This window comes from Caballeronia sp. KNU42 (genome assembly GCF_053760385.1).
Map to the genome: position 1 here is coordinate 2920082 of NZ_CM132388.1, position 13145 is coordinate 2933226.

General features: G+C 59.0%; 10 protein-coding genes. All 10 read right to left on the reverse strand.

All coding sequences use genetic code 11. The features are described from left to right. Window positions 1–56: 56 nt before the first annotated feature. The 10 genes from rsmG to ACSOSP_RS13170 all read right to left on the reverse strand — a co-directional run bounded on the left by rsmG (window position 57) and on the right by ACSOSP_RS13170 (window position 13110). Entirely contained in the window at window positions 57–737 is a 681-nt protein-coding gene (gene rsmG / locus ACSOSP_RS13125) for a 16S rRNA (guanine(527)-N(7))-methyltransferase RsmG (RefSeq protein WP_455310948.1), read from the reverse strand. Further along, the gene (gene mnmG, locus ACSOSP_RS13130; RefSeq protein WP_455307253.1) at window positions 737–2707 is read right to left on the reverse strand and encodes a tRNA uridine-5-carboxymethylaminomethyl(34) synthesis enzyme MnmG; all 1971 of its coding nucleotides are present in this window, start codon (window positions 2705–2707) and stop codon (window positions 737–739) included. Before mnmG ends, rsmG begins: the two co-directional genes overlap by 1 nt. A gap of 234 nt (window positions 2708–2941) precedes the next feature. After that, on the reverse strand, window positions 2942–3688 hold the full coding sequence (locus tag ACSOSP_RS13135) for an ABC transporter ATP-binding protein (RefSeq protein WP_455307255.1): 747 nt from the start codon (window positions 3686–3688) through the stop codon (window positions 2942–2944). After that, a complete protein-coding gene (locus tag ACSOSP_RS13140) occupies window positions 3688–5472 on the reverse strand; it encodes a branched-chain amino acid ABC transporter ATP-binding protein/permease (protein ID WP_455307257.1) in 1785 nt (594 codons plus the stop codon). Before ACSOSP_RS13140 ends, ACSOSP_RS13135 begins: the two co-directional genes overlap by 1 nt. Before the next feature lie 4 nt (window positions 5473–5476). Next, a complete protein-coding gene (locus ACSOSP_RS13145) occupies window positions 5477–6532 on the reverse strand; it encodes a branched-chain amino acid ABC transporter permease (protein WP_455307259.1) in 1056 nt (351 codons plus the stop codon). 135 nt (window positions 6533–6667) lie between these two features. Next, a complete protein-coding gene (locus tag ACSOSP_RS13150; RefSeq protein WP_455307261.1) occupies window positions 6668–7846 on the reverse strand; it encodes an ABC transporter substrate-binding protein in 1179 nt (392 codons plus the stop codon). 276 nt (window positions 7847–8122) lie between these two features. Further along, window positions 8123–9289, reverse strand: coding sequence for an ABC transporter substrate-binding protein (locus ACSOSP_RS13155; RefSeq protein ID WP_455307263.1), 1167 nt, complete (start codon window positions 9287–9289; stop codon window positions 8123–8125). 591 nt (window positions 9290–9880) lie between these two features. Then, a complete protein-coding gene (locus ACSOSP_RS13160) occupies window positions 9881–10852 on the reverse strand; it encodes a branched-chain amino acid ABC transporter permease (RefSeq protein WP_455310949.1) in 972 nt (323 codons plus the stop codon). Beyond that, window positions 10852–11736, reverse strand: a complete 885-nt coding sequence (locus ACSOSP_RS13165) for a branched-chain amino acid ABC transporter permease (RefSeq protein WP_455307265.1) — start codon at window positions 11734–11736, stop codon at window positions 10852–10854. The genes ACSOSP_RS13160 and ACSOSP_RS13165 overlap by 1 nt, the downstream gene beginning before the upstream one ends. Before the next feature lie 150 nt (window positions 11737–11886). Further along, window positions 11887–13110, reverse strand: coding sequence for an ABC transporter substrate-binding protein (locus ACSOSP_RS13170; protein ID WP_455307267.1), 1224 nt, complete (start codon window positions 13108–13110; stop codon window positions 11887–11889). Window positions 13111–13145: the final 35 nt, after the last annotated feature.

Sequence of the window (13145 nt, forward strand, 5' to 3'; positions counted from 1 at the left end):
GTGTCCCTTCTTTCCTGACTGGATTTCAGGTGCGCGTGAGATGTCGACTGCAGTGTTCAATGTGGGGCCGCTCCGATTTCAATTTCGATCAGGTGGCGCTCGGCGTCGAGCATGGGCACGCGGAGACGTTCGATACAGCAGACTTTCGCGTCGGCGGGAAGGCGAGCAATCTCGGCGTCCGGCCTGATTCCTTTCATCGCCCAGATGCGGCCGTTGCCTGCAACGAGATGACGCGCAAGTGTAACGAAGTCAGAGAGCTCTGCGAATGCGCGGGAGACGATTACATCGAAAAGACCTGGGACTTCTGCACCTGCATGCAGATTCTCCACACGCCCTGTTACAACCGACAGATTGGTCAATCCGAGTTGCAACTTTGCCTGGGACTGGAAAGCCGTTTTCTTGTGAACAATGTCGTTCACCGTGACTTGCCAGTCGGGCAGGACGATCGCCATGACGATCCCGGGCAAACCGCCGCCGGAGCCGACATCAAGTGCGGACTGAGGCCCGGTACGGCGTGTGATAAACGGGATGATCGCGAGAGAGTCAAGAATGTGCTGGATCAGCATCTGGCGCGGATCGCGGATCGCGGTCAGGTTGTAGACCGCATTCCACTTACCCAGCAGAGCCACGTAATCGAGCAACTTCTGGCGCTGCGCGTCGGTGACGGCAATGCCGAGTTGCTCGATCCCTTCGTTTAGAAGCTTTTGTAGTCCGGCGTCGCCGGCTTCACGCTGCATCACGAGACGGAGCGAGCGTTGCCACGCCCGGCTCTGCTATTTGTCTGACCCGTAGCGCCGTCGCGCCGGCCCATGGCCCGCTTGAGGTGCACCATGAGCAAGGAGATGGTGGCCGGTGTGATGCCCGAGATACGCGACGCCTGGCCGATCGTTTCCGGGCGGTGCTGGATCAGTTTTTGGCGAGCCTCGAACGACAAGCCACGCACTTCTGCGTAATCGAATGCTTCCGGCAAGCGCGTATTCTCGTGCGTGCCATTGCGCTCGATCTCACCTGCCTGCCGGTCTATGTAACCTTGGTACTTCACCGCGATCTCAATCTGCTCTTCAATCTGGCCGAGCAAGACTGGATCTTGAGCCAACGGAGTTTCCGGGCCGGAAGTGTGGTTCCGCAGTGCACAAACATCCGCGTACGTGATGCTGGGTCGACGCAGCAAATCCGCCAAGCTGTATTCGTGATCGATCGGTTTGCCCAGCAGCGCAATGGCTTCTTCTGTCGGTAGTGTTTTAGGGTTAACCCAAGTCGATTTTAGGCGCTGCGTTTCACGTGAAACAGCGTCACGTTTTTCATTGAATACGTTCCAACGCGTGTCATCCACGACACCAAGCGCCCTGCCCGCTTCGGTCAAGCGCATATCCGCATTGTCTTCACGCAACGAAAGACGATACTCCGCACGGCTCGTGAACATCCGGTACGGTTCCGACACCCCTTGTGTGACCAGATCATCTACCAGAACACCCAAATAGGCTTCGTCACGACGAGGGCACCACGCATCCTTGCCGCTCACCTGCAGCGCCGCGTTCAAACCCGCCAGCAACCCCTGCGCGGCGGCTTCCTCGTAGCCAGTTGTGCCGTTGATCTGCCCCGCGAAGAACAGGCCACCGATCGCTTTCGTTTCCAACGAAGCCTTCAGCGCACGCGGATCGAAGTAATCGTATTCAATTGCGTAGCCCGGCCGCAGGATATGAGCGTGCTCCAATCCCTTCATGGAGCGAACCAGTTCGAGCTGAACATCGAACGGCAAGCTTGTCGAAATGCCGTTCGGGTAGAACTCGTTCGTCGTCAGGCCTTCGGGTTCCAGGAAAATTTGATGCGAATCCTTGGACGCAAATCGGTGAATTTTGTCTTCAATCGACGGGCAATAGCGCGGTCCGACGCCTTCGATAACGCCTGTGTACATCGGCGAGCGATCGAGGCCGGCGCGAATGATGTCGTGCGTACGCTCATTGGTATGCGTGACCCAGCAAGGCACTTGCCGTGGATGCTGCTCAACGCGGCCGAGGAACGAGAACACGGGAACCGGATCGAGATCACCCGGTTGTTCTTCAAGCTTCGAATAATCGATGGTGCGGCCATCAATACGCGGCGGCGTGCCGGTTTTGAGCCGCCCCTGCGGAAGTTGAAGCTCCTTAAGCCGAGCCGACAACGACACCGCAGCCGGATCACCCGCCCTGCCGCCCGTGTAATTGTTCAAACCGACGTGAATCTTGCCGTCGAGGAAGGTCCCCGCCGTCAACACGACCGCTTTCGCGCGGAATTTCACGCCAACCTGGGTCACGGCGCCCACAACCCGGTCGCCTTCGACGATCAAATCGTCCACCGCCTGCTGGAACAACCAAAGGTTGGGCTGATTTTCGAGCCGATGCCGGATCGCCTGCTTGTACAAAACGCGATCCGCCTGTGCCCGTGTGGCACGGACCGCTGGCCCTTTCGATGAGTTCAGAATCCGAAACTGGATGCCCGCTTCATCGGTTGCCGCGGCCATTGCACCGCCAAGCGCATCGATTTCCTTGACCAAATGGCCTTTCCCAATCCCACCGATCGAGGGATTGCAGCTCATTTGGCCGAGTGTTTCGATGTTATGAGTCAGCAAAAGCGTGGCCGCGCCCGTTCGAGCGGAGGCTAAAGCGGCTTCCGTTCCAGCGTGACCGCCACCGACGACGATCACATCGAATTCAGTTGGATAAAGCATGGGTTCCCGCGCGACGTGGCGGACCTTCAAAAGAGATATTGAAGAATTATAGCGGGTTAGCTTTTGTCACGATCCAGGCCAAATGGCTAACGCGAAAAAAATGGCATGTTTCACGTGAAACATGCCATTGGGATCTACCAAGGTGACAAGGAAATCCGTTAGCGACAACGTAGCGCGAAAAAATGGCGTGTTTCACGTGAAACACGCCATGGGAATTCACTCCACCTAAGACCGTTATGCCACTTTCTTTGCCAACCCCAAGTACGTCTCGACAACCTTCGGATCGTGAGCCAGTTCACTAGCGACCCCTTCCATCGCGAATTCACCGGTTTCCAGCACGTAGCCATAATCCGATATCTGCAGCGCAGCACGGGCATTCTGCTCGATCAGCAGCGTAGCAACGCCCGTTTGCCGCAACGCGCTGATGATATGAAATATCTCCTTCACGATTAACGGTGCGAGACCGAGGCTCGGTTCATCTAGCATCAGCAAATCGGGCTTACCCATCAATGCACGACCAACCGCCAACATCTGCCGTTCGCCACCCGACAACGTTCCCGCCGCTTGCTGCCTGCGTTCCTTCAGACGCGGAAACAAGTCGAACACGTGATCAAGTTGATCGAGGAAATTTCGCTCGCCAGCGCGTTTTCGCCGATAAGCACCCAAAACCAGGTTGTCTTCCACGGTCATACTCGCGAACAGCTCACGCTTTTCCGGCACAAGACACATTCCACGTGAAACACGCTTCTCTATCGGCAGCGTAGAAACATCCTCGCCCCGATAGAGCACCGTTCCCTTCGCAAAACCCGTAGAAGGAAGCGCGCCCATGATGGCATTGAGCAAAGTGGATTTGCCCGCGCCGTTAGGCCCAATAACCGAAACGATCTGCCCCGCTCCGACTGTGAGTTTGCCGTCGTGAAGCGCCTCGACCTTGCCGTAACGAACGGACAAGCCAGTGACTTGAAGAATTGCATCGACCATCAGTCCACTCCACCTAGATAAGCTTCCAGCACCGCCGGATTCTTCTGGACATCCTCTGGCAACCCTTCCGCGATGCGGGTCCCAAACTCCATCACCACCAGCCGGTCGGTGAGATTCATCACGAAATCCATGTCATGTTCCACCAGCAGAATGCTCATGCCCTCTCCCTTCAGGCGTCGCAACAAATCCGCGAGTTGCAGTTTCTCTTGATAGCGCAAACCAGCAGCAGGCTCGTCGAGTAATAGCAAAGTCGGATCGCAGCAAAGAGCGCGGGCAATTTCCAGAATCCGTTGTTGCCCCAGCGCCAGACTGCCCGCTTCATCGTAGAGATGCTTTTCCAGGCCGACGCGTTTGATCTGCTTCGCCGCCTCCGCCATCAAACGCCCTTCTTCCGCTGCGTTCAGCCGAGCGACGCTGCGCCAGACGCCCGTCTTTCCCCGCAAGTGCGCACCGATCGCCACGTTCTCCAGCACCGTCATTCCCGATAACAACCGTACGTGCTGGAACGTCCGCCCAATACCGCGCTTGACGATTTCACGTGAAGTCAGTGCATCGATACGTTCGCCCTGGAAAGTGATCGCACCGCTCGTGGCTTGCAGCACACCCGTGACCAGGTTAAACGTCGTCGATTTTCCCGCGCCGTTCGGTCCAATCAATCCGATGATCTCGCCCGCTTTCACCTGGAAACTGACGTCGTTGACGGCGACCAGACCGCCGAACTCCTTGCGCGCTTTATCGACGACCAGCAAGGGCTCACCGATGACAGGCTTTGGGCGTTGCGGCAGCGCTTCAGCGTGCTCAGGAGCATGGGCGCGCGACCCGCCGGGAAAGAGCCGGGCGACGAATGGCCAGACCCCTTGCCGTGCGTATTGGAGCAGCAGCACCATCAACACGCCGAACACGATGATCTCGAAGTTGCCATTCGAGCCAAGCAGCTTCGGCAGCAAGGTTTGCAGATAATCCTGCAGAACGGTGAGGATCGTTGCACCCAAAACCGCACCCCACACATGCGACACGCCTCCCACCACGGCCATGAACAGGAACTCGATGCCGTGATTCAAACCGAACGGCGTCGGATTCACTGCGCGCTGCAAATGCGCGTACAGGAAGCCTGAAATAGCGGCCAGCACGGCGGCATAGACGAAGATCACCACCCGCATCCACGCGGTGTTCACGCCCATGGCTTCGGCCATCGTGCCGCCGCCGCGCAGCGCGCGAATCGCCCGGCCAGGACGACTATTAAGCAGATTCTGAACAGATACGACCGCGAGCAACACGACGACCCAGATCAGGTAATAAATCGACCGGCCGGATTCGAGATGCCATCCCAACAGGTTGAGCACCGGAATGCCGTTGATGCCGTCGTATTTCCCCAGGAACTCAAGGTTCCCGAACAGGAAGAACAGCGACAGCCCCCACGCGATCGTCCCGAGCGGCAGGAAGTGGCCGGAGAGCCGCATGGTGACCATCCCCAGCAGCAGCGCGATCAGCGCCGTCAGCACCACGCCCACGATCAACGCAAGCCACGGCGACACGCCGAACTGCGTCGTGAGATAGGCCGTTGAATAGGCGCCCACGCCCACGAACGCCGCTTGCCCGAAGCTCGTCATCCCGCCAATACCCGTCAGCAGCACGAGACCGATAGCGACGATGGAATACAAACCGATGTAGTTCAGCAGCGTGATCCAGTACTCGGGCGTGCGGATCGGATTCGGCAGCACCGGCAACGCGAACACGACCAGCAGGAATACCCAGAAAAACTTGTTTCGCATGACGAATTTCATCGCGTCACTCCTCGTCTTCGTCTGAATGCGGGCTCGCCAGACTCCGCCACAGCAGCACCGGAATGATCAGCGTGAAGACGATCACCTCTTTGTACGCGCTCGCCCAAAACGACGAATACGATTCGAGCAGCCCGACCAGCAGCGAACCCGCGGCGGCCAGCGGATAACTCACCAAGCCGCCCACGATCGCCCCCACAAACCCCTTCAGGCCGATCAGGAAGCCCGAGTCGTAGTAGATGGTCGTGATTGGCGCCACCAGGACGCCGCAGAGCGCGCCCAGGCCCGCCGCGAGCGTGAAGGCAAGCCGTCCAGCCTGCGTTGTACCGATGCCCACCAGACGCGCGCCAAGCCGGTTCACCGAGGTCGCGCGCAGCGCCTTCCCGGAGATCGTGCGGTCGAAGTACAAATACAGCGCAACGATCAGCACCACAGCCGTCCCGACCACCCAGAGACTCTGCCCGGAGATGGACACATTGCCGAAGTTGAACGTGGCATCGGAGAACGCGGTCGTGCGTGATCCTTCCGCGCCGAACATCACGAGGCCGAGGCCGACCATCGCGAAATGCACGGCGACCGCCACGATCAACAGCAGCAGCGTGCTGGCTTCAGCGATCGGCTCGTAGGCCAACCGGTAGACGAACGGGCCCATCGGAATCACGATCAGCAGCGCGAGCGCGACTTGCAGGATCATCGGTAGAGGCTGCGCCAGCACGCTTTGCGTCAGCCCATAGACCGCCACCGGGAACAGCAGGTATTTACCCGCCAGCACGGCGAGCGTGCGCCCTATCCGCCTGTACCGCGACGGATGCCGCGCGATACTCGCGATCTCCGCGACGAAGCACCCCACGCCCATGGCGATCAGCAGCCAGCAGGTTGCCGGCAGCTTCTGCGTTTGCAGCGCGGCCAACGTGAGCGCACCGTACGCGACGAACTCGCCCTGCGGGATGAAGATGACGCGCGTCACCGAAAACACGAGGACCAGCGCGAGCGCGAGCAATGCGTAGATCGCGCCCGTGGTGATGCCGTCTTGCGCGAGAATCGCCGCAATCGATAAGTCCATACTGCCTCTTTAGGAGCGTCCTGCAACTGGGGCCGCCGGGTCAGCCCATCGAAACATGGCCTGGTGCCGCGAGAAAAAACGCAGCCTCAGGCCATGGTTAATACCCCGGAACGCAAACGCGGTCCATCTCACAAACTAGTCGTTCTGCAGCTTCCACTTGCCATCGACAATCTGCACCATCACGCGGGCGCGCTTATCGAGGCCATTGTGATCGGTCGGCGTCGTGTTCATCACGCCATGCGCAAGCGGCAAGTCCTTCACGTTCTCCAGCGCTGTGCGCAGCGCCGCACGAAACGCTTCAGTGCCCGGCTGAGCCGTCTTGAGCGCTTCGGGAATGGCTTGTTCCAGCATATGCCCGGCGTCCCAGGCGTGGCCGCCAAACGTCGATACCGACCCTACGCCGTACGCCTTCTCATAGGCCGCTTTATAAGCCTGCGACGACTTCTTCACCGGGTTGCTGTCCGGCAATTGATCCGTGACCAGGATCGGCCCCGCCGGCAGCAATTCGCCATCGCAATCCTTGCCGCACACGCGCAGGAAGTCGTTGTTCGCGACCCCGTGCGTCTGATAGACCTTGCCCTTGTAACCGCGCTCCTTCAGCGCCTTGGCCGGCAAGGCCGAGGGCGTTCCTGCACCCGCGATCAACACGGCATCGGGATTTGCGCCCATGGTCTTCAGCACCTGACCGGTGACCGAGGTATCGGTACGGGCAAAACGCTCGTTCGCGACAATCTTCAGGTTGTGCGCGGCCGCAGCGGTGTTGAACACGCTATACCAGCCGTCGCCGTATGCATCCGCAAAGCCGATGAAGCCAACCGTCTTCACGCCGTGCTTCTCCATGTACTCGGCAATCGCGTCGGCCATTAGGCTGTCGTTCTGTGGCGTCTTGAACGCCCACGACCGCTTGGCGTCCATCGGCGAGATGATTGCGGCGGATGCGGCCATCGAGATCATCGGCGTCTTGCCCTGGCTTGCAGCGTCGAGCATCGCAAGCGAGTTCGGCGTGACGGTCGAGCCCACGATAGCGTCGACGTGATCTTCATCGATCAGCTTGCGCGTGTTCTGCACGGCGCGGCTGGTGTCGGAACCGTCGTCGAGCACGATGTACTCGACCGTCTTCCCGCCGATCTCCTTCGGCAATAACGCGATCGTATTTTTCTCGGGAATCCCAAGCGATGCCGCCGGCCCGGTTGCCGACAACGTCACGCCAATCTTCACCTGCGCGAACGCCGCGCCGGCGCCGAAGGCGAGCGTTACGCCAAGCGCCGCGCTCGTCAGCCGTCCCTGCCACTTCCACGAGTGAGTCTTTTTCATTGCATCGTCTCCAGACGCTATGCCATCGCGTACGACTTGTACGCTACTGCGAGTTGTTATGAATCTGTGTTGCGCGGTCCTGGCTTGATTGCCGCTCAATCTATTTTCGGTCGTTGCATGTGCCTAGACTCGTTTTCCCTCAGCGTTGACTACGAAGCCCGCACGAAGCCTGCGCTGCCGAGCCCATCTAAAACATCGATCCGATAACACTTCAAAAAAAAGGCGCGTTCGAAGCAACGCGCCTTTAGTCGGTTCATATATTCCTGTGGATTCCCGTCAGTCTTTGGCGAGCTTCCACTGCCCGCCGACGATCTCCACCATCACGCGCGCCCGCTGATCGAGTCCAGAGTGATCGTTCGCGCTCATGTTGAAGATCCCGTGCGAGCCGGGCAAATCCTTGGTGCTTTCAATTGCAGCACGCAACGCTTCACGAAACGCCTGCGAACCCGGTTGCCCCTTCGTCAACGCGATCGGAATCGCCCGTTGCAGCAACAGGCCGGCGTCCCATGCGTGACCGCCGAACGTGGACACGGACCCCGCGCCGTACGCATTTTCATAAGCCTGCTTATAAGTCAGCGCCGACTTCTTCACCGGATTCGAATCGGGCAACTGCGCGGCCACCAGCAACGGCCCGGCCGGCAGGAACGTGCCTTCGCAATCCTTCCCGCACACGCGCAGGAAGTCGTTGTTCGCCACGCCATGCGTCTGATAGATCTTGCCCTTGTAGCCCCGCTCTTTCAGCGTCTTTTGCGGCAATGCGGCCGGCGTACCCGCGCCCGCGATCAGCACGGCATCGGGATTCTGCGACATAGCCTTGAGAACCTGCCCTGTCACCGATGTATCGTTGCGCGCGAACCGTTCGTTAGCGACCACCTTGATCTTCGCGAGATCCGCCGCTTTGGTGAATTCCTTGAGCCAGCTCTCGCCGTAGGCATCGCTGAAACCGATGAACGCCACCGACTTCACACCATGATTCGACATATGCTGCGCGATCGCGGTCGCCATCAGGATGTCGTTCTGCGGCGTCTTGAATACCCACGCGCGCTTGGCATCCATCGGTTCGACGATCGTGGCCGCGGCAGCCATGGAGATCATGGGTGTGGAGGTCTCGGACGCCACGTCGATCATTGCCAGTGAATTCGGCACCACCGTGGAACCGATCAGGGCGTCGACGTGATCTTCACTCGTCAACTTGCGCGCGTTCTTGATCGCTTGGGTGGAATCGGTCGCATCGTCGAGAACGATGTAGTCCATCTTCTGCCCGGCGATCTCCTTCGGCAGCAACGCAATGGTGTTCTTTTCCGGAATTCCCAGCGATGCAGCCGGGCCGGTTGCCGATAACGTCACGCCAATCTTTACATCTGCAAAAGCCTGCGTACTGACTACTGCGGATACGCTCGCGACGAATGCCGCCGTCGAGATCCAGCGTAAAGCCAACTTCATCGATATGCCCCGTAAATGTGTTTTTTTCACTGGCGCGATTTTACGATTTTTATATCCCGACCACGCGGTCGGTGAATCCGGAGTGTAGCGGACGAGAACTGCGCGGAGCAAGCGATTTGAAGGAATTTGAACGCACGAATGCGCGCCAGGGCACGCATTGAAAAATGCGCGGGAAAACCCGTACGAAAATGATTAAGTTAATGTAAATCGCGGGCGTTTGCAGGCCATTTCTGGCCCTTTAATCCCGGTTGAACAAATTGGTCTGGATGTGAAAATCCGTGAGTGAGCAAAAGCGCGGAGCACAAATAAAAAGCGCTGTTGGAATCATCCAACAGCGCTTTCGGTCGGGCACTTGATGCCTCGTTGTCTCCTCGTTCTCCACCTCAAAATTCGGGTGCAACAGAACTGAAACGGATATTAGATTGCGCAACGAATACCGACAACCTAGCATTTACCCTAGTGGTGCACGTTAGCACCTTTATTGGGCGCTCGTTTATCGAGGTGCTGTCAAATGCCGCGGGAAAACCACTGCTCCTCACGGCATATAGTTCGGATCGCCAACTAAATTGCATAGCTTCCGTTCCTGTCGTTCTAGCCGCGCAGCGGCCTCACCCGTGCGACGATTTCCCCCACAATACCGCGCCGGAACAGCAGCACGCATGCAATGAAGATCAGGCCCGTCACGATCGTCACCGACTCTCCGAGCGAGTTGAACCACTCAATACCCGTGAGCGAAGACAGCGCACTGCCAATATCGCCGAGACGATTTTCCAGCGCCACAATGATGAATGCGCCGAGCAGAGGCCCGAACATGGTGCTCATTCCACCCACGAGGGTCATCAGCACGACGAGGCCCGACATGGTCCAGTACGCATCGCCGAGCGTTTCAAAGCCGAGCACCAGCGTTTGAAGCGCGCCGGCCAGTCCCGCCAATCCCGCCGACAACACAAACGCCAGCAGCTTGAATCGTGACGTGTCGTAACCCAGCGAGATCGCGCGCGGCTCATTTTCCTTGATCGCGATCAGCACTTGCCCGAACGGCGAATGCACCACGCGCACGATAAATCCAAACGCCAGCACCATCACCAGCAGCACGACGTAATACAGCGTCAGGTCGGAACTGAGGCTGATTGCGCCGAACAGCTTGCCGCGCGGCACGCCTTGCATACCGTCTTCGCCATGCGTGAACGGCGCCTGCAGGAACACGAAATAGACCATCTGCGCGAGCGCCAGCGTGACCATCGCGAAGTAGATGCCTTGGCGCCGGATCGCGAACAGGCCGACGACGAGACCCAGTAATGTCGCTATCGCTGTGCCTGCAAGCACGCCGAGCTCCGGCGTAAAACCGAGCGTCTGGATAGCGTAACCGGCGGAATAACCCGCGCTGGCGAGGAACATCGCGTGGCCGAACGAAAGCAGTCCCGTATAGCCGATCAACAAATTGAAGGCTGCCGCCAATAGCGCGAAACACAGCACTTTCATCATGAACACGGGGTACACGCCGAGGAACGGCGCCGCGATCAGGCCGGCTAAAAACACGCCGTAGAGCACTCTCCTAACCATCATTTTTCCTTGCCGAAAAGTCCTGCCGGGCGCACGAGCAGCACCAGCGCCATGATCACGAACACGACCGTCGCGGACGCTTCCGGATAGAACACACGCGTCAGGCCTTCAATCACGCCAAGCCCCAGCCCGGTCAGGATCGATCCCATGATCGACCCCATTCCGCCGATCACGACCACCGCGAACACGGTGATGATCATCGACTGTCCCATCAGCGGCGACACCTGGATCACCGGCGCGGCAAGCACGCCCGCGAATGCCGCGAGCGCCACGCCGAAACCGTAAGTGAGCGTGACCATCAATGGCACGTTGACGCCGAACGCCTCGACCATCTTCGGGTTCTCGGTGCCTGCGCGAAGATACGCACCGAGCCGCGTTTTCTCGATCACGAACCACGTTGCAAAACACACGACCAGCGATGCCAGCACCACCCACGCCCGATAATTCGGCAGATACATGAAGCCAAGATTCGTGGCGCCCGACAGCAGCTCGGGGACGTCGTAGGGCTGGCCCGATGACCCGTAGATCGCGCGGAACACGCCTTCGATCACCAGGGTCAAACCGAACGTCAGCAGCAGGCCATACAGATGATCGAGCTTATAGAGCCAGCGCAGCATCGTCCGTTCGATGATGATGCCGAACACGCCCACCACCAAAGGCGCGAGCACGAGCATGGCCCAGTACGGCACATTGAAATATGAAAAACCCATCCAAGTGAGCATCGCGCCCAGCATGAACAACGCGCCGTGGGCGAAGTTGATCACATTGAGCAGGCCGAAAATCACCGCGAGGCCAAGGCTCAGGATGGCGTAGAACGATCCGTTCACCAGCCCGAGCAGCAACTGGCTCATCATCGCCGCGAGCGGAATGCCGAAAATTTCCATTGAATCTGCCGTCAGAGTAGTTTCGACGCATGCCACCCGGCTCAAGATGAGCGAGGCGTCATGCGTCGATCGATCATGCGCAAACGTGTCGCGACGATTCAAACCCTCGGCGCTACACGTGAATCCGCAGTGCCGCTATAAACCGGCCGCTTACTTCCACAACGCGCAGCGCGACTCCGCCTTGGTGCCGAAGGCCTGGTCGCCCGGGATGGTCGCCGTGATCTTGTAGTAATCCCAAGGTTCCTTCGATTCCGCCGGCGTCTTCACCTGCATCAGGTACATGTCGTGGATCATGCTTCCATCTGCACGGATGTAGCCGTTCTGCGCGTAGAAGTCGTTGATCTTCATCTTGTGCAACTGGTCCATGACCTTGTCGCTATCCGTCGAGCCGGCCGCTTGCACCGCCTTCAAATAAGTGGTGACCGCGGAGTAATCGGCTGCGTGAAGACTCGTCGGCATCTTCTTCATCTTGGCGAAGTAACGCTGCGCCCAGGCGCGCGTGGTTGCGTCCTTGTTCCAGTACCAGCTATCGGTTGCAACCAGGCCTTGCGTGGTTTCAAGACCCAGGCTGTGGATATCGGTAAGGAAGATCAGCAGCGCGGCAAGCTTCATCGTCTTCGAGATGCCGAATTCCTTCGCGGCCTTGATCGAGTTGATCGTGTCGCCGCCGGCATTCGCCAGACCCAGCACCTGCGCTTTCGACGATTGCGCCTGCAACAGGAACGATGAGAAGTCAGAGGCCGACAACGGATGGCGCACCGCGCCGAGCACTTGGCCGCCATTCGCCTTCACCACGTCCGACGTGTTCTTTTCCAGCGCCTTGCCGAATGCGTAGTCGGCTGTCAGGAAGAACCACGTCTTGCCGCCCTGCTTCGTCACGGCCGACCCCGTGCCCTTGGCGAGCGCCATGGTGTCGTACGCGTAGTGGACCGTGTACGGCGTGCACTGCTCGTTGGTCAGATTGTCCGCGCCTGCACCAATGTTGATGTACGGGATCTTCTTCTCGCCGGCGACCTGGTTCGTCGACAGCGCGGTTGCCGAATTCGTGCCCCCGATGATCACGTTCACGCCGTCGCGGTCAATCCATTCACGCGCCCGCGATGCTGCGATGTCCGCCTTGTTTTGATGATCCGCGTAGACGAGTTCGATCGGCTTGCCGTTCACCTTGCCGCCGAAATCCGCGATTGCCATACGGATGGCCTCGAGGCCGCCCGGCCCGTCGATGTCCGCGTACAGGCCGGACAGGTCGGTGATATAGCCGATCTTCACCGTGTCACCAGGGGCTGCCTGGACATTGCCGGCCACGAGCGAAGCTGTGGCCGCGGCAACCGCGAGGCAGAGTCCCGACAGGCGCGCGAGGGTCTTCTTCTTCATTACAGTCTCCGTTGAGTTGTTGTTCTTGCGGTGAG

Bases quoted from the DNA above. Each gene is read 5' to 3' on its own strand.
- rsmG (WP_455310948.1), bottom strand. From the start codon at position 737: ATGCAGCGTGAAGCCGGCGACGCCGGACTACAAAAGCTTCTAAACGAA.
- mnmG (WP_455307253.1), bottom strand. From the start codon at position 2,707: ATGCTTTATCCAACTGAATTCGATGTGATCGTCGTCGGTGGCGGTCAC.
- ACSOSP_RS13135 (WP_455307255.1), bottom strand. From the start codon at position 3,688: ATGGTCGATGCAATTCTTCAAGTCACTGGCTTGTCCGTTCGTTACGGC.
- ACSOSP_RS13140 (WP_455307257.1), bottom strand. From the start codon at position 5,472: ATGAAATTCGTCATGCGAAACAAGTTTTTCTGGGTATTCCTGCTGGTC.
- ACSOSP_RS13145 (WP_455307259.1), bottom strand. From the start codon at position 6,532: ATGGACTTATCGATTGCGGCGATTCTCGCGCAAGACGGCATCACCACG.
- ACSOSP_RS13150 (WP_455307261.1), bottom strand. From the start codon at position 7,846: ATGAAAAAGACTCACTCGTGGAAGTGGCAGGGACGGCTGACGAGCGCG.
- ACSOSP_RS13155 (WP_455307263.1), bottom strand. From the start codon at position 9,289: ATGAAGTTGGCTTTACGCTGGATCTCGACGGCGGCATTCGTCGCGAGC.
- ACSOSP_RS13160 (WP_455310949.1), bottom strand. From the start codon at position 10,852: ATGGTTAGGAGAGTGCTCTACGGCGTGTTTTTAGCCGGCCTGATCGCG.
- ACSOSP_RS13165 (WP_455307265.1), bottom strand. From the start codon at position 11,736: ATGGAAATTTTCGGCATTCCGCTCGCGGCGATGATGAGCCAGTTGCTG.
- ACSOSP_RS13170 (WP_455307267.1), bottom strand. From the start codon at position 13,110: ATGAAGAAGAAGACCCTCGCGCGCCTGTCGGGACTCTGCCTCGCGGTT.